Origin of the sequence: Persicimonas caeni, assembly GCF_006517175.1 — a bacterium.
Classification (GTDB): domain Bacteria; phylum Myxococcota_A; class Bradymonadia; order Bradymonadales; family Bradymonadaceae; genus Persicimonas; species Persicimonas caeni.
Genome location: NZ_CP041186.1, coordinates 5,945,543 through 5,969,151 on the forward strand (window position 1 = coordinate 5,945,543; position 23,609 = coordinate 5,969,151).

The 23,609-nt window shown below is 66.4% G+C and carries 16 protein-coding genes and 1 pseudogene; 12 read left to right on the forward strand and 5 right to left on the reverse strand.

Translation table 11 applies throughout. The features are described from left to right. The first annotated feature begins 5 nt into the window (after positions 1-5). Positions 6-1,592 carry an ABC transporter substrate-binding protein gene (locus tag FIV42_RS21980; protein WP_141199776.1) on the forward strand — a complete coding sequence of 529 codons (1,587 nt, stop codon included), beginning with the start codon at positions 6-8 and terminating at the stop codon, positions 1,590-1,592. A 115-nt stretch (positions 1,593-1,707) separates the two neighbouring features. Then, the gene (locus FIV42_RS21985; RefSeq protein ID WP_141199777.1) at positions 1,708-2,259 is read left to right on the forward strand and encodes a TlpA family protein disulfide reductase; all 552 of its coding nucleotides are present in this window, start codon (positions 1,708-1,710) and stop codon (positions 2,257-2,259) included. A gap of 4 nt (positions 2,260-2,263) precedes the next feature. On the opposite strand, the gene FIV42_RS21990 is transcribed toward FIV42_RS21985, so the two are convergent. From FIV42_RS21990 to FIV42_RS22010, 5 genes are all read right to left on the reverse strand, one after another. Next, the gene (locus FIV42_RS21990; RefSeq protein ID WP_141199778.1) at positions 2,264-2,692 is read right to left on the reverse strand and encodes a hypothetical protein; all 429 of its coding nucleotides are present in this window, start codon (positions 2,690-2,692) and stop codon (positions 2,264-2,266) included. A 272-nt stretch (positions 2,693-2,964) separates the two neighbouring features. Then, on the reverse strand, positions 2,965-4,452 hold the full coding sequence (locus FIV42_RS21995; protein WP_141199779.1) for a di-heme oxidoredictase family protein: 1,488 nt from the start codon (positions 4,450-4,452) through the stop codon (positions 2,965-2,967). Then, complete coding sequence (locus tag FIV42_RS22000) at positions 4,449-6,518, reverse strand: RCC1 domain-containing protein (RefSeq protein ID WP_141199780.1); 2,070 nt, start codon at positions 6,516-6,518, stop codon at positions 4,449-4,451. The genes FIV42_RS21995 and FIV42_RS22000 overlap by 4 nt, the downstream gene beginning before the upstream one ends. Before the next feature lie 188 nt (positions 6,519-6,706). After that, entirely contained in the window at positions 6,707-7,231 is a 525-nt protein-coding gene (locus FIV42_RS22005) for a DUF1499 domain-containing protein (protein ID WP_141199781.1), read from the reverse strand. A gap of 8 nt (positions 7,232-7,239) precedes the next feature. Next, positions 7,240-9,096, reverse strand: coding sequence for a GspE/PulE family protein (locus FIV42_RS22010; RefSeq protein WP_223178631.1), 1,857 nt, complete (start codon positions 9,094-9,096; stop codon positions 7,240-7,242). 114 nt (positions 9,097-9,210) lie between these two features. On the opposite strand from FIV42_RS22010, the gene FIV42_RS22015 reads away from it, so the two are divergent. The 10 genes and pseudogenes from FIV42_RS22015 to purD all read left to right on the forward strand — a co-directional run bounded on the left by FIV42_RS22015 (position 9,211) and on the right by purD (position 23,530). Beyond that, positions 9,211-11,241, forward strand: coding sequence for a DUF1592 domain-containing protein (locus tag FIV42_RS22015; protein ID WP_141199783.1), 2,031 nt, complete (start codon positions 9,211-9,213; stop codon positions 11,239-11,241). Continuing rightward, complete coding sequence (locus FIV42_RS22020; protein ID WP_141199784.1) at positions 11,238-12,656, forward strand: DUF1552 domain-containing protein; 1,419 nt, start codon at positions 11,238-11,240, stop codon at positions 12,654-12,656. Before FIV42_RS22015 ends, FIV42_RS22020 begins: the two co-directional genes overlap by 4 nt. 346 nt (positions 12,657-13,002) lie before the next feature. After that, positions 13,003-14,316: a hypothetical protein gene (locus FIV42_RS22025; protein WP_141199785.1), complete on the forward strand. Its 1,314-nt coding sequence runs from the start codon at positions 13,003-13,005 to the stop codon at positions 14,314-14,316. A gap of 3 nt (positions 14,317-14,319) precedes the next feature. Then, positions 14,320-15,291: a hypothetical protein gene (locus FIV42_RS22030; protein ID WP_141199786.1), complete on the forward strand. Its 972-nt coding sequence runs from the start codon at positions 14,320-14,322 to the stop codon at positions 15,289-15,291. A gap of 8 nt (positions 15,292-15,299) precedes the next feature. Then, positions 15,300-16,187 carry a hypothetical protein gene (locus FIV42_RS22035; protein ID WP_141199787.1) on the forward strand — a complete coding sequence of 296 codons (888 nt, stop codon included), beginning with the start codon at positions 15,300-15,302 and terminating at the stop codon, positions 16,185-16,187. Between the two features lie 620 nt (positions 16,188-16,807). Then, positions 16,808-16,915: pseudogene (locus FIV42_RS31470) on the forward strand (sigma factor-like helix-turn-helix DNA-binding protein); the annotation flags it as partial. Between the two features lie 297 nt (positions 16,916-17,212). Next, positions 17,213-17,983 carry a hypothetical protein gene (locus FIV42_RS22045; protein ID WP_141199789.1) on the forward strand — a complete coding sequence of 257 codons (771 nt, stop codon included), beginning with the start codon at positions 17,213-17,215 and terminating at the stop codon, positions 17,981-17,983. 582 nt (positions 17,984-18,565) lie between these two features. Then, positions 18,566-19,768, forward strand: coding sequence for an MYXO-CTERM sorting domain-containing protein (locus tag FIV42_RS22050; RefSeq protein WP_141199790.1), 1,203 nt, complete (start codon positions 18,566-18,568; stop codon positions 19,766-19,768). Positions 19,769-20,611: 843 nt separating this feature from the next. After that, on the forward strand, positions 20,612-22,156 hold the full coding sequence (gene purH / locus FIV42_RS22055) for a bifunctional phosphoribosylaminoimidazolecarboxamide formyltransferase/IMP cyclohydrolase (RefSeq protein ID WP_141199791.1): 1,545 nt from the start codon (positions 20,612-20,614) through the stop codon (positions 22,154-22,156). An 87-nt stretch (positions 22,157-22,243) separates the two neighbouring features. Beyond that, positions 22,244-23,530: a phosphoribosylamine--glycine ligase gene (gene purD / locus FIV42_RS22060; protein ID WP_141199792.1), complete on the forward strand. Its 1,287-nt coding sequence runs from the start codon at positions 22,244-22,246 to the stop codon at positions 23,528-23,530. Positions 23,531-23,609: the final 79 nt, after the last annotated feature.

Below are 23,609 nucleotides of genomic sequence, written 5' to 3' on the forward strand. Positions count from 1 at the left end.
TGCACATGGCTGCATTGAGACGTCACACATCTGCCGCTCGGGTCACCCTCGCGGCCACCTTATTGGCCGCAGTTGCGTTGACCGGCGCGACCGGCTGCGACGACGAGCGCGCCCCCGACGACGCCTTCGTGGTGCTCCTCGATTCCTCCCCCAAAGGGCTCGACCCGCGTTTTGCCACCAGCGACGCCAGCGCCAAGCTCGTGGGCCTTCTGCACGGCGGTCTCGTCTCGGTCGACACCCAATCGGGCGAGCCGCAACTCGAGCTCGCCGAGTCTATCGAGCAGACCTCGCCGACGCGCTACGAAGTGACCCTTCGCGACGACATCTATTTTCACGACGGCGAGCCGGTCACCACCGCCGACGTCGAGTACACGCTCATGGAGTTGGGAAGCGAGCTGGTCAACAGCCCGTATGCGGGCACCTCACGGCGCATCAAAGAGCTCGAGGTGCTCGACGAGCGCCGGTTGGTCATCACGCTCGAAGAGCCTTACGCGCCGTTCATGAACGATCTGGCCATGGGGGTCGTCCCCGAGCATATCTGCGCGGGCCACGAGGAGTGTCCCGGCAAGCCCATCGGGGCTGGGCCGTTCGAGTTCGTCAAGCAGGAGGCCGACGAGCTGTTCGTCTTCAAGGGCTTCGACAAGTACTTCGACGGCAAACCGCCCATCGACAAGCTCGTCTTCAAGGTCGTCGAGGACGACAACACCCGCATGCTCGGCCTGATGGGCAAATCCGCCGACCTGGTGCAGAACGCCGTCGCCCCGCTGATGCTGCCGGTCGTGCGCGAGTCCGACCGCCTCGTCGTCGAGTCGGCCCCCTCGTTCAAGTACACCTACATCGGCTTCAACCTCGAGCACCCCATCCTGCAGAACAACAAGGTGCGCCAGGCCATCGCCCACGGCATCGACCGCAAGGCGATCATCAAATACAAGTTCAAGGGCCACGCCCGCCTGTCGACCGGCATGCTCGCCCCCAATCACTGGGCGTACGAGCCCGACGTGGCCACCTACGACTACGACGTCGAGAAGGCTAAGCAACTCCTGGACGAGGCGGGCTATCCCGACCCGGACGGCGACGGCCCCAAGGCGCGCTTCGAGCTCGAGTTCAAGGTCTCGGCCAACAAGTTTCGCCAGTCGCTCGCCCAGCTCGTCGCCCACCAACTCGAGCGCGTCGGCATCGACGTGACCGTGCGCTCCTACGAGTGGGGCACGTTCTTCCACGACGTCAAGAGCCGCAACTTCGCCATGACCACGCTGCAGTGGCCGTCCGTGCTCGACCCGAGCCTGTATACCTGGATCTTCCACTCCAAGAATATCCCGTCGGCCGAGAACCGCTCGGCAGGCGCCAACCGCGGCGCCTACCGCAACGAGCGGATCGACGAGCTACTCGAGAAGGGCCAGCGCGAGACCGACGTCGACAAGCGAAAGCAGATCTACAGCGAGGTCCAACAGATCCTCGCCCGCGAGTTGCCCTACATTTCCTTGTGGCACGAGGATAACATCGCGATCATGGCCAACGACGTCGAAGACTACTACATGACACCCAACGCCCGCTTCGAAGGCCTGAAACAAACCCGCACCAAAGAAGAGTAGCGAAGGCGACACAACTCGCAGTGACTGCGGAGCGGGGGGCTTGCCCCCAGCGGAGCCAGCGCCCGTGCAACCCCAAGGCTCGCCTTGGGGCCTGGCGTCCGAAGGACCCAGAGATATGAACGATAAAACCAAAAACCTGATCATTGGCTTCGTCCTGCTCAACCTCGTCATCTTCGGCGTCGTGCTCTACTTCCAGCGCGCCGAGCGCTCGAAGGCGGTAGGCGGCGAGGCGCCGGGCTTCACGCTGCCGGTGGTGAGCTCCAACGAGATGGTCTCCCTCGAGCAATATCGCGGCAAGGTCGTGTTGCTCGACTTCTGGGCGACCTGGTGCCCGCCGTGTCGCGAGCAGATGCCGGCGGTGCAGAGCCTGGCCGAAGACGAGTCGCTCTCCCAAGACGTCCAGATCTTGTCGGTCAACACCGACGAGCGCGGCGCCGGGCGGGTTCCCAAGGTCAAAGCCTACCTCGACGACAATGGCTACACCTTCACCACCGTGCTCGACGACGGACGCGCCTCGAGCGCCTACCGGGTGTCGAGCATCCCCACCCTCGTCGTCATCCAACCCGACGGCGAGCTGCTCCACCAGCAAACGGGCGTGCACAGCGAGAAGGAGTTGCGCGAGCTGATCGCCGAGGCGAAAGAGGCGGGCCGGACGCCCGCCCAGTAGTTGTTTACGACTTCGAGTCGCTCTGCAATTGGCGGCTCTTCGAGCCCAGCACCAACATGGTCAAGACGCCGGTGACGAGCAGTCCTGCGGCCACCACCGGGTGGTGCATGACCAGGTACGGCATCAGCATGGCGCTCAACAGCAGGCCGCCGAAGACGACCTGCAGGTTGCGGGTCAGGCGGCTGTGGCCGTGGTGGTTGACCCAGCGCATCTTGAGCGACAGCGCGGACAGCCCCATCGCGGCGATCCACATAGCGATGACCGCGGCGACCGAGGTGATCGTCGCGTTGACCCAGGCGGCGCTACTCAGCGTCAGAGGGGCCTGGGCATAGGCGGGCACGGCCACAAAGCTGACGAGGGCGGTGACGACGAGCGAGATTGTCCACTTCGGGTGTGAATTAGATTGCTGAGACCTTCCAGCTTGCAGACGCATCGTGTTCCTCGCATCGTTCCGCACCGAACCTCGACCGGTCGAGCGACCGCTCGATTTCAAATGTCGTCGCCGAGTTGGGCGGTTCAACGGCGACGGCGTTCGATGCAGTAGGTTTGCAAGGGGTGTGCCAGGCGGGTGGATGGCGACCGTGATCGGCGCTGGCGTGTCCTGAGCCGGGTGGGCGACTCCAACGTGCCAAAAGAAAACGCGCGCCATGACAAGAAGATCATAGCGCGCGGCGTTCGGTGGAGTAATCGTTTACCGACCGCGACTCAAAGTGACCTCAAAAACGCGAGTAGATCTTGGAGGTCATCGCTTTCGAGAGTTTCGACGTAGCGCCGTGAGGCCTCAGCCTCGCCGCCGTGCCACAAAATGGCCTCGTGGAGCGTGGCGGCACGTCCGTCGTGCAGGTACCGTGCAGTCGGGTCGAGTTCTTCGACCAGTCCCAGCCCCCACAGCGGCGGCGTACGCCATTCGCTTCCGGAGGCATCGCCCTCACCGACCGGATCGGCCAGGGCCGGGCCCATATCGTGCAGAAGCAAATCGGTGAACGCGTAAAATGTCTGCTGCGACAACAGCGGCATCTCGGGGAGCTCGGGGGTGGTGAGCTTAGGTCGATGACATGTCGCGCAGCCCGCCTGCTCGAAATGCCGGGCACCGTTTTCGAGCCGCTCGCGGGCGACCTCGCGCCGTGCTGCCGGCACTCCGAGGTAGCGCTGGTACTCGACCAATGCCGCCATACCTTCCTCGTCGACCTCGGGGGCGCCGCCGCTTTCCGCGGCAAGGCACGCCTGCTGGGCACCGGTGCAACTCTCCTCGGGAAAGTCCGGGGTGGTGATGCCGATATCCTGCGAGAATGCCATGGCGCTCTGGGCTCGCAGCGACGGTTGCAGGGCCTTCCAGCCAAATCGGCCGATTTGGCCATCTTCGAGCCGATGAACCCGACCCGAAATGCCGTCTCCGTCGCTATCGTCGGGGTCGGCGGCCTCCAAGATCACCTCGTCGGCGACCAGATCGAGCAGGCCGAGGCCGACCAGGTGAGGCGAGGCTCGGCCTACCGCGTGCGTGTCGGGGTGCAACGCCCCGTACGCCTCGTCGACCTCGACGTCGAAGCGCGGCGAGACGCGGTCGCCGTCAGCAACGTCGCTCCAACGCGCCACGCCCTCGGCGGGCACGCCCGCCACGGCGCGTGGCTGGAACTGCGCGCCCAGCACCGGGTCCGCCAACGCCGGAGCAGCCAGTGCTCCCGCGTCTCCCGTTCCAGCCGCGGCGGGACGCACCAGGCGAAGCAGCAGGCCGGGATGGACCGCGCCATCGGCGCCGAGCGTCGGCGGTCGCCCGGTCGACGGATGACACCCCACGCAGGAGACCTCGTTGAACAGCGGTCCAAGCCCGTCGATGACCGGACGCCCGCTCGGGGCGACCTCCCAGTCGGCGGTGAACAGCTCGCGTCCCTGCGAGAAGCGCTGGATCCGCTCGAGCGGCACGGCCTCGGCCAACTCGAGGAACCGCCAATTCGACGCGTCGGTGGTCAACGCACCGCCGGTTTCCTCCGGCGGGGGAAGCAAGTGGTCGACCGGGGGGAGTGCCTCGCTCGTATCCTCCCGGAAGCCGACGTCTGGGGACGACCCGTCAGCGACAGACGTGTCCTCCCAGACGTCGGCGCTCGCAGCCGGGGAGGGCGGGCCTTCCGTACACCCCGCCCCCGACGCCGCCAAGCACGCTAACAGAACAACATGAATGGGGCGGTGCTGCTTCATTCGGCGAACTCCACGAGCACGGGGATCCGGTAACTCCACGCGTTGATTGCACTCTCGCCGGCACCCAGTGAGCCCTCGAAGCTCCAGCCCCAGGCGAAGATGCGTCCGTCGCCACGCAGGCCGACGGCGTGCAACGCCCCCACGCTCACGTCGACCAAACCCTCCAAGCCGAAGACCGGCTGATCCGGGGCGGCGAGGTCCTCTTCCTCGGGCACGCCGAGGTTGCCGAACCCGTTCTGGCCCCAGCCGTAAGCGCGCGCATCGTCACCATAGACGAAGCTCTGGTTGGCGCCGGCGAGTAAGCCGGTCACAGGCATCCCCGGAGTGAGCTCGACCGGCTCGAGAACGTCGCTTTCGAATCCGCCGATGCCCTCGGGGCCGACCTGCAGCGAGCGGTTCAGGCCCCAGCCCCACAACTCGCCGGTCTGGGTGAGCGCGAGCGCGTGGTCTTTGCCCGCAGCGATCTCGATGACATTCGTCAACCCGGTGATCTGCGCCGGCTGCGGGTGCGGATCGCGGTCGGAGGTACCCATTCCTAGGTTGCCGTCACCGTTGTCGCCCCAAGCGTACACGTCTCCTGTTGCTGTCAGCGCATACGACGCCGATGAACCAGCGGCCAAGCCAATCACGTCGGACAGCGAGGTGATCTCGATCGGCCCGTCGGCGCTATCGGTATTGCCGTTGCCCAATTGGCCGTCATCGTTCTCGCCACACGCGAACACCGTTCCCTGCGCGGTCAAGAAGAGCGTGTGGTCGTAGCCGCGGGCGATGGCGACCACCGGCTCCGTCAAGGTGACCTTCTCGGGGGCGTGCCGATGGGTCTCGTCGAGCACTTCGTCGGTGGCGTCGCCCACACATAGCTGACCTTCGGCGTTGTCACCCCAGGCGTAGACTTCGCCGGCGGCGTTCAGCGCAAACGAGCTGTTCTGCGTGAAGGCGATCGAGACGACGTCACCCGGCACGTCGACCAGGTGAGCGACCACGGGATGGTCCGGGTCGGTGTCGCCGAGCGAGGAGGTGAAGCCTAGGCCGACTTGACCTCGGTTGTTGCGGCCCCATGCGTACACTTCGCCGTCGATGACCGCGCCGCTGTGGGCGCCCCCGGCAGCTACCAGGCTTCCGAAGTAGAGCGAGTGCGTGTGCTCGACTTCGTTGCCGGCCTCGTCGGACGCTTTGAGGGTCAGCGTGTTCTCGCCGGGCGCAAGCTCGACGCGCGCTGCGAAGCGGCCGTCGTCGTCCAACGTCGCCGCAACGGTGTCGTCACCCACGGTGACCTCGACCGACGCCACACCCAGGTTATCGACGGCTACGCCGTGTACGACCACCTGGCGGTTGCGCACCGAGCGTCCATCGTGCGGCGCCAAGTCGGCGAGGGTGGGCGCCTCGGTGTCTTCGTCACGCGTCACCAACAGGCTCGCCTGGCCGAACTCGCCGTTTTCGGCGACGACCTCGACCACGATGTCATTGGTGCCGACCTCGAGGGGAACCTGCGCGCTCACTTCATAGCCGCCGTCGGTTGCCGAGAGCGTCGCGCCCTCGACCGGATTGTCGTTGACGGTCACCGCGTGCTCGGCCAGCGCTCCGTCGAAGTCGACGGCCGCCGTGATGTCAATGCTCGGTGTGAAGACCACCGTCGAAGCAGGCTCGTCGATGGCGACGACCGGCGCGCTGGGTTCGTCGACGACGAAGACGACCTTAGCGGTCGACGAGGTCCCGTCGGATGCGAAGACGGTGATCTCGAGGGTGTTGGGGCCAACCTCGGCGTCGACCGTCTCCGTGAACGTATCGCCAGGCTGCAGGTCGACGGTCTTTTCGACCGGCGCGCCGCCGTTGAGGCTCCACGCCAGGCCGCTCGCCGGCGCGTCGGTGATGCGCACTTCAAACGCGACAGGGGAGGCGTCGACAATCTGTGCATCCGACGGCGACACGAACTCGACGCCCGGCGCGACGATCTCTTGTTGGTTGTTGACGCTCTCGTCGTTGGGCTCCTCATCTCCACACCCAACCGTCGCCACCGCGAACGCTGCGACGGCGCCGAGCGTGATCACTCTGTACTTCCAATACATCGTTCTGACCCTCTTGATATTGAAAACCGTTTTCAAAACCAGACTGCAGGTCGGTAGATATATCGAGTTGGGAGAAGATGCAAATGAAATTCGTTTTCAATTGGGGCGCGGCGAGTTGCACCAAAAAGAAACGCCGACGTAGGACACGCCGGCGCAAATACTGAGACAAGTTGGAAGGCAAAGAGGGGTCAGGAGCCGTCGTCGTCAGAATCGGCCGAGTCTTCCGAGGCCTCTTCGGCCTCGTTCTGCTTCTGGCGAAGCTTCTCGGGGTCGAATTTGACCGCGCCCAGGCGCCCGTCGAGCTCGACGAAGAACTCCTCGATATTGCGCGCGTTCTGCCCGAAGTCGCCTTTGCCCACTCGCGAGGCGCTGCGCACGTTCACGCGGGTGACGAACTCGGTGACCGGCTCGACGCGGATGGTCACGTCGTCGATGAACCCGAAGACGTCGGTCTCGCGCTCGGCCTCGAGGGTATAGGTCGCCGCGTCCTCGCCGACGAGCGTCCACCCGTCGAGCTCCTCGACGCCGGCTTTCGCCTCCTCGAAGACCCGCTGTGGATCGGTGGTGTAGTACTGGGGCTGGACCTCGGGGTACTCCGGGGTCTTGCCGGTCTCGACCTCGTTGATCACCGGCCAGATGCTGGCGGCCACCAAGAGGCCGGTCACGGTCACGCCGACCAGGACGGCCAGGGCTATGAGCAGTTTCTGCTTCATCAATCCTCTCAGGATTCCGCGCAGACGGTCATTACTTCTTCAAAGGTAGTCTCGCCCTTGGCGAGCTTGCGGATGGCGCCCTCTCGGAGCGACATCATCCCGTTGGCACGCGCTGCTTTACGTATCTCAGGAGCGTCGGCCTGTCGAGAGATCAGTTTGGCGATGGAGGTGTCCACCGGCAGCATCTCGAACAGCCCGGTGCGACCAAAATACCCGGTGCCCCGGCACTTTGTGCAGCCCTCGCCGTAGTATGCCGGCAGGGTTCGCTGCGAGCGCGGCGGCAGCTTGATGTCGAGCAGCTCGACTTGCTCGGCGTCGAGCGTCGTCTTGGCCTTGCACGAGGTGCAGATGCGCCGCACCAACCGCTGGGCCATCACGCCCACCAGGGTCGACGAGAGCAAAAACGGCTCGACCTCCAGGTCCAGCAGGCGCGTGACCGTCGAGGCGGTGTCGTTGGTGTGTAGCGTGCTGAAGACCAGGTGGCCGGTCAGCGCGGCTTGGGCGGCCATTTGGGCCGTCTCCGGGTCGCGAATCTCGCCGACCATGATGATGTCGGGGTCCTGGCGCAGGATCGTGCGCAGCGCCGAGGCGAACGTAATGTCGACGCGCTTCTGGACGAGCACCTGGTTGAGGTCCTCTTGGACCATCTCGATGGGGTCCTCGATCGTCGTGATATTGACGTCGGGCCCGGCGAGCTCCTTGAGCGTCGAGTAGAGCGTGGTCGTCTTACCGCTGCCGGTCGGGCCGGTGACCAGCACCATCCCGTGCGGCCGGTGGATGAACTCGCGCCACTGCGCGGTCTCCTCGTCGGTCATGCCCACCGAGCTCAAGTCCTTGATGATCGACTGCGGGTCGAAGATGCGGATGACGAGCTTCTCGCCGAACGCCACCGGCATGCTCGACACGCGCAGTTCGACCTCGCGGCCCTCGCGCTCGGTCTTGATGCGCCCGTCCTGCGGGCGGCGCCGCTCGGAGATGTCCATGCGCGCGAGCATCTTCATGCGGCTCGTAAACGCGCGATGAATCGCCTTGGGGAACTGGTAGATATTGTGGAGCACCCCGTCGATGCGCAGGCGCACCATCGTGTGCTCGCGCTTCGGCTCGATGTGGATGTCGCTGGCGCGCTGGTCGAACGCGTAGTGCAGCAGGTACTCCACCGCGTTGATGATCGGCCGGTCGGTCGCCTCGATCTCGCCGACATTCTTGAGCCGCACGAGCTGCTCGAGGTTGCCGATATCGACCCCGCCGGTCACCTCCTGCTCGGCGGCGGTGATCGACGAGCTGAACCCGTAGACCTCCACGATCAGCTTGGCGATGTCTTCTTTGGGGCTGACCACGATCTCGAGCGGCTCGCTCGTGACCTCGCGAAGCTGCATGATCAGCTGCTGGTCGAACGGGTTGTCGAGCGCAAACACGATCTTGCCGTTCTCGCGGCGCAGCGGGATGCACGAGTGATGGCGCGCAAACGGCTGGCTGACCGTGTTGGCCACCAGCTTCATGTCGACCTCGAGCGGGTCGGGCTTCTCGAAGGCCACCCCGGCGTCGTTGGCGATGGCCTGGGCGATCGCGTCGTGGTCGACCGGCTTTCCGTTGGGCGCCACGAAGTTGAAGTCGGCGACCACCTCGGCAGGGCTGACCTGCGTGCGCGAGGCTTTGCGCGTGCCCTCCCGGTTGACCCGCTCACGCATGATCCGCGTGCGCACCGTCGACTCCTGCGAGCGCACCTGACTCGCCTGCTCGTCGGTCAACAGGCCCTGGTCGGCCAAGATGCCGACGAGGTAGGGCACCGAGTAGTGGACGTTCTTTGCGCGCTGGTCGATCGACATCGGGTGGTGGCTGAATTTAAGGAGACTGAGCCGCGTCATTGTAACCGTGAACGGCTACAGTTGTCACGAAATTCGCTAGCACCACCACCTTGAACACGACCGCTCCCAACTCTATTCTTTCACAGAGCCTCACCACCCACAGTTGATCGCACAATGCGCAGCCGACTCTACATTTTGAGCGCAGCAATTTGCCTGTTCCTCACCGGCTGCGACCTCGGCACGCTCCAGGTCGAGCGACCCACACCGCGCCCCGCGCCCACCGAGCCCGAAAACCCACTCTTCGACCCCTCGGTCGACTGCTCGAGCCCGCGCGTCGACCCCGGCCCGCACTACGTGCGTCGGTTGACCAACGAGGAGTATGTCAACACGGTGGGCGACGTGCTCGGCGTCGACATCGCCGACCTGCGCGCTCGGCTGCCCGGTGACTCGTACGTCGCCGGCTTCAAGAACACGGCCATCGGCCTGTCCGTCTCCGGGCGGCGCATCGAGCAGTACGCGCATATCGCCGGCGAGGTCGCCGAGCGACTCGACCCGGACGCCCTCGGCGAGCGCGCGAGCTGCACGCTCGGCGACTCCGCCTGCGAGCGGGCGTTCCTGCGCGACCTAGGCCTCCAACTCTTTCGGCGTCCCATGACCGACGCCGAGGTCGAGCGCTTCGCGCGCCTCTTTCGCGTCGTCGAGTCGGAGGGCGACGGCTTCGAGCGCGCCGCGCGCCTCGTCGTCGAGGCGATGGTCCAGTCGCCGCAATTCCTCTACCGGCTCGAGGCTCGCCACCCCGAGGCGCGCCTGCCCAGGCGTACCTTCGACGCGAGCCAGTTCGAGCACAGCGCCGACGGCGCACGCACCAAAAAGCTCGACCTCCAACCCGGCCGCTACCGAATCAGCGTCGACGCCGCGCTCGCTCCGGGCGCCAAGGCGGCGAGCTTGAGCCTCGACTTCGGCTCGCGCCAGGTCGAGCGCTGGCCGGTCGAGGCGATCGTCTCGTCGCCGTATACCGCGGGCTTCGAGGTCGGCGAAGAGCAGGGCGGCCGGCAGGTCGTCGCGCTGACAGCCGACGGCGAGGTCGCGATCGACGGCGTCGAGCTCGTCGGGCCCTTCTCGAGCTCGCTCGACCTCTCCGGCCCCGACGTCACCGACGGCGTGCGCCTCGTCACCGGCTACGTGATGGCCTCCCGGCTGTCGTATTTCATCTGGCACTCGGCGCCCGACAAAGTGCTCCTCGAAGCGGCCGCCGCGGGCGAATTGCAGACCGCCGACCAGATCGCCGCCCAGGCCGAGCGCATGCTCGAAGATCGGCGCGCCCGACGCGCGCTTCGAAGCTACCTCGACGAGTGGCTGCGCCTCGACTTCCTCGACACCATCGAGCGCGACGAGGCCGCCTTCCCCGAATTCTCCCGCGCCCTCGTCGAGGCGATGAAGGCCGAGACCTACCGGCTCTTCGAGGCGATCATCTGGGAGGAGCGCGCCGACTTGCTGAGCGTCTTCACCGCCCAGAAGACCTGGACGACGGCCGACTTGGCCAAACTCTACGGCTTCGAGCCCGTCGAGGGTGAGGCCGAGTACGACCTGAGCGAGATCGACGAGCGCCAGGGCCTGTTGACGCACGCGAGCATCCTTGCGCTCACGTCGACCAACGAGAGCACCTCGCCAGTGAAGCGCGGGCTGTACGTGCGCACCCAATTCATGTGTCAGCCGGTCGCTCCGCCGCCGGGCGACGCCTCGAGCGACGCACCCGAGGTGGCGCCCGACGCCTCCACACGCGAGCGCCTCGCCCAGCACACCGAAGATCCTAACTGCGCCTACTGCCACAAGATGATGGACCCGGTCGGCTTCGGCTTCGAGCACTACGGCCCGATGGGCGCCTTCCGCACCCACGAGCCCAACGGTGCCCAGGTCGACGCCTCCGGACGCCTGGAGACCGACGACGATCCGGTCGAATTTTACGGCGCCCCCGAGCTCGGCCAGATCTTGCACGACAGCGACGCCGTCGAGACGTGCATGGTCCAAAACGTCTACCAATACGCCATCGGCCGGCCTCCCGGGCCCGCCGACGTCTGCGACCTGCGGGCCGTGCGCGAGCGATTCACCGACGAGGGACGCACGTACGGAGAGCTCGTCCTGGGCGTCGTCACAAGCGACGCCTTTCGCTACACGCGCACTCCGGCGACGAAGGAGGCCCCATGAGCGATCTGAGTAACAAGCGCAAGCAAAGTGACAAGCGCAGCCGAAGTGAAAACAGCAAGACCACCCGCCGCGCCTTCCTTCGAGGCGCCGGGACGGTCGCCATTTCGCTGCCGGTGCTCGACTTCATGCTCACCGGCTCGGGAGCCCACGCCGCCGACGCGCATGCACCCAGACGCCTCGTGACCTTCTTCTTTCCCAACGGAAGCCCCAGCGACCTGTGGCTCCCCGAGCGCACCGGCCGCGACTTCGCCTTCAAGGGCGCGCTCGAGCCCCTGGCGCCGCTCAAGGACAAGATCGCGCTCATCTCCGGGCTCCACGACCCGGCCGCCAAGGAGGGCTCGGGCGACCCGCACTCGCGCGGCGGCGGCGCTTTTGCCGTCGGCTGGCCCAACCCGTTCTTGCAGACCGACCAGGTCGACCACACCGGCAAGCGCTACGCCCACTCCGCCGGCGGCCCGTCGCTCGACCAATTCGCGCTGCAAAAGAGCCGGCCGAACACCTCGCTCGGCTCGCTCGAGGTCGGCGTGATGCGCGAGCCGATCCACACGCGCACCTACCACGTCAAGTCGTGGCGCGGCGTCAACCAGCCCAACCCGCCCATCGTCAACCCGCTCAACACCTTCCGGCGCATCTTCGGCGAGGCCGAACCCCTCGACGGCACGCCCTCGAGCCGCGAAAAACGCTACGAGCGCAGCGTCCTCGACACCGTCGTGGGCGAGTACAATCGCGTCACGAGCGAGCGCTACGGGCTCACCAACACCAGCCGCGCGATGCTCTCCGACCACCTCGACGCGGTGCGCGACCTCGAGCGCCGCGCCGTGCGCGTCGACGCCGAGCTGCTCGCCGCGTGCACCCGCCCCGACGCCCCGCGCTCCTACGAAGACACGCTCTTCTCGCAATACGCCGAGGTCTTCGACCTGCAGGCCGAGCTCGTCGCCATGGCGCTTCGCTGCGACGCCACCCGCTACGCCAGCGTGATGACCGGCTGCGGCGCCGAAGACCTCGAACTCCCCGGCCTCGAAGGGCCCCAGCACAAGCTCGGCCACGAGTGGGCGAGCAACCGCGACAACGACTTCCTGCGCTACAACCGCTTCCAGATGCAGCTGCTGCGCACGCTGCTCGAAAAGCTCGACGACCCCCACTACCTCGACGCCGACGGCCACACTGTCCTCGACAACACCGTCCTGCTGGCCGGCACCGAAGTCGCCAACCCCTCCTCGCACAGCCACGACGAAAAGCTCTACATGGTCTGCGGCGGCGCCGGCCAAATCCGCACCGGCTACCACCACCGCGTCGGGGACGGGACGAATCGGGCGGCCAATGACCTCTATACGGCGTGTTTGCGGGCGATTGGGCTCGATGCTCGAGCCTTCGGCGACCCACGATTCAACACCTCCCCCCTCGACTTGGCGTGACGCTTTTGGCAATCGCGCCTCCATCCCCCAGCTTCGTTCGCTACGCTCCCTACGCAGGGGGCTATCAAAACGAGTTACGCCCTGCGGGCTCCAGGTGGCGTAGGCCTCGATTGGAGCAACGCCTTCACCGCAGAAGCTCCTCGGCAATCCGCGACACAGACGACACGTAATCAATTGTGCGCGGCTGACGAACTGTGAGCCTTTGGGCGGAATCCCCGATTTGATAGCCCCCTGCGAAGCGTAGCGGAGCTGGGGGGAGGCTTGGCACCCCCGTTGCAATAACCCCCGGACAACCATGTCGCACTCGAGCGACAAACCAAGCGTTAACCAACGCCCGGAGGAAGCAATGAAGTGGACGAAACGACTCTCCAAGGCCTGCGTAGTGGCCCTGAGCCTGTGGGCGACGAGCGCCCAGGCCCAGCAAGCAGAGCAGGGTGCCGAGGTGGACGAAACGTCCTCCAAGTCTGGACTAGGCGACCTCGAACAACCCCAGATCGACTGGAAGGCCGCCGACCCTGCGACGATGCCCCACCTCGACCGCGACGATCCGATTATCTGCGTCGAGGACGAGAGTGGTCAGATGTTTCGCATGCTGTGCGATGAGGCCGACAAGCGCTGCTTGGTCGCCAAGCCCCACCTCGAGATTCCCGGGGCGCGCGAGAAGGTGATCGCCCGCATGATGAAGACGTGTCAGCGGGCCGAGCCGGGCGCGCTCACCCGCCTGCAGGCCGCCGGCTATGAGATGGTCCCGGCCTTGTTGGAGACGCGCTTCGGCCACAAGCGAGACGAGCGCGGGCGCATCTACCAGACTCACTTCGACCTGCGCCGTCGCCTGTCGTTGGGCTTCTACGACGCGATCACGATCCCCTCGGACGGGTCCAACGTCGACCATCGCCTCAGCGCCGAGATTCGCGGGGTCTACGAAGCCTACGACGACAAGACGCGCCGCCGTGACCGCCACGAGTTCATGCACGGGCGCGTCACCCTCGACCCCATCGAGGCCGAGGGCCTGGTGTACGGCTACGACCGCGGCCGCACCGGCGACGAGCCGGTCATCCGCTTCGTCGAGTTTCTGACGCCGGAGCCCGACCGCTACGATATCGCGATTCATCTGGGGCCCGGCTTTCGCCTCGGGCGCTTCCAGGTCGAGGAGATCGACGAGCGCTCCCAACTCCTGGTCGACGTCGCCCAGGGCCACATCAACTGGGAGTTTCTGCAAAACGACCGGCAGGGCCTCGAGGATTATCTGCTCATCCGCGGCGGCATCGGCGGCGGCTTGGCGGCCATCGAAGGCGAGGATGACGACCACATCTATGGCTATCCGGAGGTCGGCCTCGAAGGCGCCTGGATCATCGACGACCGCGGGCTGACCCAACTGCGCATGGAGGCGGCCTACAGGCATATCTGGGACGACGCCGAGAACGAGCGCGACCGCGCGTTCGCCGACTTGAGCCTCGAGCGGGTGGTCTTGAGCGTCAACGACCAACCGCTGACCCTCTTCGCCCAGGGCGGCGTCGAGTACAAAAACGGCCCCTTGGCCGAAGACGGCATCACCTCGTTCGAGGCGCTGGTGGGCGGGCGCGTGAGCTTCTTCGTGCCCCCGCGCCCCGACTACGAGCGCCAGATCCGCCAACAGACCCCCAATCAGCCGTCGGAGTAAACCGTGCGCTACGCCAAGTACATCTTGTGCTGTGCATTGGGAGGGTGGGGGCTTCTGGCGTCCGGCGTCTGCGCCGCGCAGCAGCCGGGCGAGCGCAACGAACGTGACGAACGCCTCGCCCGGGCGCTGAACGACCCGGCGTGGCAGACCGACGAGCGCGGCCGCGTCTTTCGGGTGACCTTCCCGCCCCACGACCGCCTCGTCGTCGACTACGGTGCGGTCGCCGACGCTGCCCACGGCGTCGACAACGGTGTCGGACACCGTGTTCACGCCGCCTGGAAGACGACCATGGGCCTCGACTTCGCCGAGGAGAATATCTGGTGGCGCTTTCGCCACACCTTCGCCGACGTCGAGTACGCCTGGGGCGCCGGCGACGGCCGCCTCGACGCGACCGTGGTGCGCGCCGACTACCTGCGCCACGACACGAGCTCGTTTATCGTCATCCCCGCCGAGCGCGACCTCAAGGTCCCGGCGCCCTTCGACATCGCCGTCGACTGGGAGCTGGGCTCGTTCGAGCTGCGCGAGGAGGGCGGCCAGTGGACGGTCGGCCGCGTCGACGTCGCCGAGGTCGCCATCCCCCTCGACTTCATCCGCGACCCCGACTACCGCCACCGCCTGGCCATCGGCCCGGCCGCGGCGTATCGCGTCTTCCCGGGCGAGGAGCCCTGGCAGCACGACCTCGCCCCGCTGACCGGCGCCGAGGTCTTGTACGCCTGGGAGAGCGACGACGGTCTGTATCAAGTCGACCTGCGCGCCCGCTGCACCAACGCCGTGACGCTGGGCGGCGACACCGCCGGCCGCTGGAATTTCGGCTGCGACGGCCGCGCCCGCGGCGAACTCATCGCCTTTTCCATCAACGACCAACCGATCAGCATCCCGGCCGAAGTCGAGGTCGCCCACAGCCTGGGCGCCGACGACGAACTCTCGTGGAACGCCTGGCTGGGCCTGAGGTTGAGCTTCGTCGAAACCCTGTGAGGTAGCTTATGTGTGTCAGACAACAAGACAGCTCGTCGCCCACCCCTCGAATCACCCGAGCCATCCCAACGGTGCTCGCCGCACTCGCCGTCGGCTCGACGCTGGTGGCTGGGTGCGCCGGGGACATGGGGTTTCCCACCGAAATCCCCCAGGGCCCCTACGTCCCTTGGGTCGACGGCCCGCTCGCAGCCGAAATCGATGGCGAACTCGACCGCACGCGCGACGTATGGCTCGACTTCCTCGAGGGGAGCCGCACGCGCGGCTGCGAGACCGGCGCGGCCGATTCTGAGCGACGCGCCCGACACGGCGCGCGCTCGCGGGTCGACCACGCGCTCGACCGCGCCGCGTCGGAGGCCGAGCGAAGCGCGATGAGCCAGCAACAGAGCGAGCTGACCCCCATCGTGCCCTACGCCGAGGGGAGCCTCGCCCAGCGCAATCGCCAGACCACGATGCTCGGCTGGCAATGCGGCGCGTCGGTCGACGACGCCTGCATGACGACCGCCGCGCACGCCGCGGTCGCCACGATCTACGCCCGCTACTTCGCCCACTCGCGGGTCTCGCGCGCGGCCACCGCCAAGGTCCTGCCGGTGCTGCGACGCGACCTCGAGTGGGGGCTCGCCCACGTCGAGTCGGCCGAGAGCCCCAAAGAGGCCGCCGCCCTCATCGAGCGGCGCTGCGCTGCCGGCGAGAGTCCGCTGGGCAACTACCTCCAAGAGCACGCCGGCGACGACGACGAGCGCCTCGCGCGTCTGGCCCGCCGTCTGGGCGGCACACAGCCCTGCGCCAACGTCGCGGGGATGTACCGCGTCGGGCTCAGCGCGCTCGAAATCCACGTGCGCAACTGGAGCTCCGAGCCGACATGTCCGACGCCCGCAGAGCTGGAGTGGGCTAAGTAACTACACGAAGATTCTGTCGGTCATCTCGGCGGTTCTGAGCGCCAATGACTGCGTTGCTCCTTCTCGACGATGCGCTGCATCGCCTCGGCGTCGCGCCTTGTCCTTGACACTCAGCCCTCGCCGAGGCTTTCCCGCACAATCTCCGTGCAGTTACTTAAATAGCCGTTTTTTCGGGCTAACCGCCCGACTTTGCGCTCGAACTTCAACGACCGCATTGACATTCGGCGAGCCTCACCGATACTCTCGTGCCCAGCTAATCACCGATTCCAAGTCGTACAGAGAGCGGGCATTCGATGGTGAAGACGAAGAAGAAGCGGCGAACCACTTCGAATAAGCGTGGAGCGCGCAAGGGGCTTCGGCGTAGCAAGACGATCTCGTCGCGAAAACTCTCGACCGAGGAGCGCGAAGAGGTCGAGCTCGTCATGGACGAGCTGGGCCACCTTCGCCCCAAGAATCGCGACGAATGCCGCGTGGCCGACCGGCCGTGCCCGTTCGTCTCCTGCAAGCACCACCTGTATCTGGACGTCAACCCGCGCACCGGCTCCATCAAGCTGAACTTCCCGGACCTCGAAGTCTGGGAGCTCACCGAGACCTGCGCGCTCGACGTCGCCGAACGCGGCGGCATGACCCTCGAGGAGGTCGGCGAGCTGATGAACCTGACCCGCGAGCGCATCCGCCAGGTCGAGGCGGTCGGCTTGGACAAGCTTCGCGACAGCTACGACGAGTAGCCCCACGGCAAATCGCCTGACACGAAAAAGCCGCCGCCCACGATTGGGCGGCGGCTTTTTTTTGCTCGATGCACGCACGCCTCACAGACGCGCAACTCCCCCGACCGGCCTTCGCCTGCCGGTCCCACCGCCCCTTGACGCCGCCCGCCTCCCTCCGACATCATCGACGCTCGTCGTTCGAACATTGCGGAAGTAGCAGCATCTGGGGGGCACTGCGTCAGTACCTGTGTGGTGTCCACGTTCTAATCACTTGTTGGCCCGGCTGAGGGCCATTTACTGAGAAAGGTGAGACCAACGATGGGTATTCGAAAGTACGACCGCCGCCTCAAGGCCTTGTGCCTGGCGGTGATTCAAAACGTCAGTCAGATCGAGTTGGCCGGTGACGCGGCCGAAGTGCGCGACCGCGCGATCGCCCGCTTCCAAAAAGCCGATCAGTTATTGGAGGTGGCCATCGCCAAGGCGAACACCGAGGGCGTCGAGGTCAGCGAGGCCGAGACGGCGCTTCTGGAGGCGCTTTCGGCCGCCGAGGGCAATCACAAGACCATCTACCAGGGCCTGCAAGGAAGCTTTTACCTGCGCCAGGCTCGCGGCGAGGCCGTCGGCGGCACGCACACGCGTGACCTGAAGATCTATTTGGACGGATACAATCCGAGTGACTTCGGCAGGTTGGTGCTGTCCGATAAAGTCGATCAAATGAAGAAGGCAGCCGCGCACGCCGCGCGCTTTCTCGACGCCCAAGACTTCGCCGACCAGATCGACGCCGCCCAGCAGGCGGCCGACCGGCTCGACGCCGCCTGGAAGGCGCTGCTCGAAGAGGAAGCGGAAGCGTCCCGGGCCGACCGCGAGTTGCGCAAGGCCTCCGACGAGGCGACGCGGCACTATCGTATCGGCCGCGACTGGATCTCGGGCTGCCTGCGTGACGTCGGCCTCGAAGACGACCTCGCCGGGTTGGTCCCCGCGCCGAGCAGCGTCTACAGCACCAGCGTCGGCGACGATGCGGCGGAGGATATCGACGCGCCGCAGGCCGACGAGGACCGCGATGAGCACGAAGAGCCCACGCCCGTCTGAGGCGTGAGCCGCAGTTCGACGACGACAGCATAAACGTGAAGCACCCGGGCCGTCGGCAATTGCCGGCGGCCTTTTTCGTCGCGCGTCGAAAACTCCACTTGGCGTCGAGTGAGCGATTCTTGGCTCGAATAGCGGCCACTCGGCGTCAAACGAGCGTGTGATTCCCTGCGGAAGGCCCGCCCGACGCCGAGCGACGCAGCGCCGAAGGTCCGGCGTCCCAGCCACGGTCGAGCAGTGCGTTGTAGGTTGCTGCAACGGCCCATTGGCTACGGAGTGAGCATCCGGCCGCCGTCGGACGCCTCACTTGGCGTCGAGCGGCCCGCTCCTCGAGCCTGGTGGGCTGACTCGACGCCGTGCGGGCCGTTGCAAGGGGCTGCAACGGCTGACCCGACACTATGCGGGCCAATGTAACAGGCTGCAACGGCTCGCCCGACGCTGTGCGGGCTTTTTCGCGTTTCGCCCATCTCTCCCACCCTGAACCTCCCCACAGGCATTGCCCGAGCGTCTGTGCTACAATGCGCGCGTCCCGACCATTCGACCGACGATTGCTCGCCACTAGCCAAGACCCGACAAGGGGGCGTCATGACCTTTCGTGCTATCGATCGCTTCATCACCGCGAGCCTGCTCGCCGCCATCGGCGTCGGGGGCCTGCCGGCTGACGCCGAGGCGTGCACCCCGGCGCCGTGCACACCCGCCGAGTTTCCCTACGACCAGAAGATGGTACCCCCGGGCGTGGTCGGCCTGCCGTGGTATCCGGGATCGAACCCATCGTACGACGGCGACATCGAGGCCTCCGACGTCTCCTTGTACGAGCTCGAGTCGGGCGACTCGATCCCCTTCGAGCTCCTCGAACACCCGAATGCGCAGGCCGGTTCCGGCACAAACGCCCACTCGTTCTACTTCATCCGTCCGACCGTCTCGTTGTCGCCGGGCACGGCCTACCGCGTCGAGGCCCTCGATCTGTGCACCCTCGACGAGAATGGGATGCCCGTGGCCGGGCTGTCCGAGGCCACCTTTGCGACGGCCTGCGAGTCGGCGCCGCTGCCGACCGAGCTCGGCGCATTACGCAGCGGACCGAACTTCAAGGGGCCGCTGCCGGTCCAAGAGCAGGACGGCTGCAATTCGCTGAAAGAAACCTCGCAGGTCCGGCTGTGGCTCGAGCCGAGTGAGGAGGCGCGGCCGTGGATGGGCGTGCTCGAGTTCGAGCTCGCCTCGACCGACGACACATGGCCGACCGAGCCCGCCATCGGCGAGCGCCTGCTGCTCGGCGAGTCGCGCTTCGGGCGCGGCCGCGAGGTGCTCGTCACCTGGTGCGATCCCGACTCGGGCCAGCCGATCGACCCGGGCGTTCCGCCGGGCACCCACCAGGTCTACCTGAAGGCGTCCATCCCGGGCACCGACGTGGCGCTCGAGACCGCCCCCGTGGAGGTCACCCTGGCGTGCGACGCTCCCCTCGAAGACGAGGTCGACGCCGACTGGCCGCTCCCGGTGTACGACGGCCGGCCCGATAGCGGCTGCGACGTCTCGCTCGAAGAGCCGCCCCACGTCGACGCCGATGTGGGACCGGACGTCGGCGAGGATGTCGGATCGGACGTCGGCGAGGATGTCGGGCAGGACGTCGGCGACGATGTCGGCCAAGACGTCGCGTCCAATGCCCAACGCCCCTCCACGCCCGACGAAGGCTGCGGCTGCTCGCAGTCCTCGCCGCGGCCGACCGGGGGCTTGGCGCTGGTGGTGTTGGTGTTGGTGGGCATGTGGGGGCGGCGACGGGGTGTGGTGGAGTAAGTCCGGTTGAACGCTCAGCCAGGTTGAGGTGCCCCCGGGGCGGCCTGCGCCGCCCCTTCCCCACAATTTTCTCGACCACGTTTGGCTCTTCTAGACGTACGGGATGTGGAAGGCCTCCGACTCGATGTCTTTTGATGAGCGAAGCCGGAGGCGGAGCGACACCCGGCGTTGTTTGCCGGGTCTTTGTAGCCGGGTGTGACCGAAGGGAACGCCCGGAGCGCCGTGGGGCCCCTCGACACGTGGTCGCTTCTCGACGTTTTCAACTCACGACTTCCTTGGCCATGCGTCAATTCGCGAAGCGTGGGTGTGTCGAGCATCGCCCCTCCCCCCACGTTCCCTTCGGTCACATGGGGCTACAGAGACCCCTCTCCGCTACGCTGCGAGGGGTGGCGCTTCGGCTTGCGCCTCCGCTTATCAAAACGATTTCAGATTTGTGGGTAAGGAGAAGGGCTCGCCCCACCGGACGCAGAGCCTGAGAAGCTAGCATGGCCTTTGAATCACTTCTGATTGGCCGGCCGGCGGAGGCCGGCCGGGGGGCATCGTTGCGAATCGCCCATCCCTTCCACCCTGAACCTCCTCTGATAGGCCCCCGCCAAATCCTCCTTGCCTCCCTCCCGACCTCTTGTTAGGCAACGCCCGAACGAGGCGGCCGTCGGCTCGACTTCCTTTCTGTCTTACAGGAATGCTCGAGCCAGAGGCTGTCATGTGCAGAAGTGCCTCGGCGTTTGTTGCCTGTGGCGTGCCCTCCTCCCCATTCGTCTTAGGTTTGGGCGAGGAGGGCAGACCACGGGCTACAAATCACGTTGCAACCCCCGTGGTCATCTAAACCAGAGGAATTCTGCCATGGCTGATAGGTACGCGCTCATTAGTGTGTCGGACAAAACCGGCATCGTCCCCTTCGCCCAACGACTCGTCGAGGCGGGCTACCGGATCATCTCGACCGGCGGCACTGCCCGCAAGCTCGCCGAAGGCGGTGTGGAGGTCACCAAGGTCTCCGAGATCACCGGCTTCCCCGAGATCCTCGACGGACGCGTCAAGACTCTGCACCCCAAGATCCACGGCGCCACGCTGGGCCGGCGCGATCTCGACGAGCACGTCGCCACCCTCGAAGAACACCAGATTCCGGACATCCGCATCGTGGCGGTCAACCTGTATCCGTTCCGCGAGACCGTCGCCAAGGCGGACGCGACCTTTCAGGACGCCATCGAGAATATCGACATCGGCGGGCCGACGATGCTTCGCGCCTCGGCCAAGAACCACGAATCGATCACCGTGGTCGTCGACAGCGCCGACTACGAGCGCGTGGCTGCTGCGGTCGCCGACGACGGCGAGCCGAGCCTCGCGCTTCGCCGCGAGCTGGCGCTCAAGGCCTTCGAGCACACCTCCTCGTACGACTCGGCGATCGTCGAGTACCTGCAGGGTGAGCTCCAGAGCGCCGACGAAGACGGTCTGCCCGGTCGCCTCGACCTGAACCTGGTCAAGCACCAGGAGCTTCGCTACGGCGAAAACCCGCACCAGAAGGGCGCCATCTACACCCGCGAGGGTGACGTCGACATGGGCGGCCTCGAGAAGCTGCACGGCAAGGCGCTCAGCTACAACAACCTGGTCGACCTGGACGCCGCGCTCGACATCGTGCGCGAGTTCGACGAGCCCGGCTGCGCGATCATCAAGCACACCAACCCCGCCGGCTGCGCGCTGGGCGACGACCTCGAAGACGCCTACGACCGCGCCTTGGCCTGCGACCCGATGAGCGCCTTTGGCGGCATCGTCGCGCTCAACCGCACGGTGGACGCCTCGCTGGCCGAAAAGCTCGACGACCACTTCTTCGAGATCGTCGCCGCGTCGGCCTTCGACGACGACGCCCTCGAGGTGCTCACGCGCAAAAAGAACCTGCGCATTCTGCGCGTGCCCGAGTCGCTCACCAGCGCCCCGTACGTGATCCGCGCCACCGCGCTGGGCTACCTCGTCCAGGAGACCGACCCGCGCATCGAGCGCGACTTCGCCTCGCTGGAAGTGCCCACCGAGCGCAAGCCGACCGACGAGGAGGTCGCCGCGCTCGCGTTCGTGTGGAAGGCGTGCAAGCACGTCAAATCGAACGCCATCGTCATCGGCAAGGGCACGCGCACCGTGGGCGTGGGCGCCGGGCAGATGAGCCGGGTCGACGCGGTCGAGATCGCCGTCAAAAAGGCGCGCGAAGAGCTCGACGGCGCCGTGCTGGCCAGCGACGCGTTCTTCCCGTTCCGCGACGGCGTCGACGCAGCCGCCGAAGCCGGCGTCAAGGCGATCATCCAGCCGGGCGGCTCGCGCCGAGACCAGGAGGTCATCGACGCGTGCGACGAGCACGGCATCGCGATGATCTTCACGGGCAACCGTCATTTCCGACATTGATCCTTTGGAGGCAGACCTTCTAGGTCTGGTCACCAGCGCTGGAAGCGCTGCCTCCGAATGCGAAACCTAATCCGCAAGGAGCTACACATGCCCCAACGAACGTTTTTGGTCATCGGATCCGGCGGCCGCGAGCACGCGCTCGCCTGGAAGCTCAGCCAGGGCGACGACGAGCCGGTCGTCTACGTCGCGCCGGGCAACGACGGCATCGCCGCCGACGAGACGATCCGCGGCGGGTGCGTCGACATCGGCGCAGGTGATTTCGAGGCGCTGGCCGAGTTTGTCGAGGAGAAGGGCGTCGACCTGACGGTCGTCGGCCCCGAGGCCCCGCTTTGCGACGGCGTGGCCGACTTCTTCGATGAGCGCGGCCTGGCCGTTTTCGGCCCAAAAAAGGCCGCCGCCGAGCTCGAGGGGAGCAAGTCCTTCGCCAAGGCGATCATGACCGGCGCGGGCGTGCCCACCGCCGAGTACGACACCTTCGACGACATGGAGGCGGCGATCTCGTACGTGCGCCGCGTCGACCACCCGGTGGTCATCAAGGCCGACGGGCTCGCCGGCGGCAAGGGCGTGGTCATCTCGCCCGACGTCGACACGAGCGTCGAGACGCTCGAGAGCTACATGGCCCACGAGGAGTTCGGCGAGGCGTCGCAGCGCGTGCTCATCGAGGAGTTCTTGGAGGGCACCGAGATGTCGTTCATGGTGGTGACCGACGGCGAGCACGTCGTGCCGCTGTCGACGAGCCAGGACCACAAGCGCGTAGGGGAGGGCGACACCGGCCCGAATACCGGCGGCATGGGCGCGTTCACCCCGTCGCACCTAGCCAGCCCCGAGCTGCAGGCCAAGGTCATCGAGGAGGTCATCCGGCCGACGCTCGACGAGCTTCGCGCGCAGAATATCCCGTATAGCGGGTTCCTCTACGCCGGGCTCATGCTCACCGAGGCGGGCCCGAAGGTCCTCGAGTTCAACTGCCGCATGGGCGACCCGGAGACCCAACCGTTGATGTACGCGATGGACGCCGACCTGGGCGACGTGCTGCTCGAGGCCGCCACGGGCGGGCTGACCGGCGAGGAAGCACTTGCCTCCGACGCCCACGCCTACTGCGTGGTCCTCGCCTCGAAGGGCTACCCCGGCCCGCGCGACACGGGCTACGTCATCGAAGGCTTGGACGAGGCTGCGGAGGTCGACGGCACCAAGGTCTTCCACGCCGGCACGAAGCGCGGCGACGACGGCCACTTCCGCAACACCGGCGGGCGCGTCCTGGGCGTCACCGCCCGCGGCGCCACCCGCGAAGAAGCGCGCGAGCGCGTCTACGAGGCCGTCTCGAAAATCAGCTGGGAGGGCATGCACTACCGGGGAGATATCGGCAAGCTCGACTGAGGGTGATTTTCACCACAGAGCACACGGGGCCCACGGAGAAGAGAATGTCTTTCCCCGTGGGCCCCGTGTCTCTGTGGTG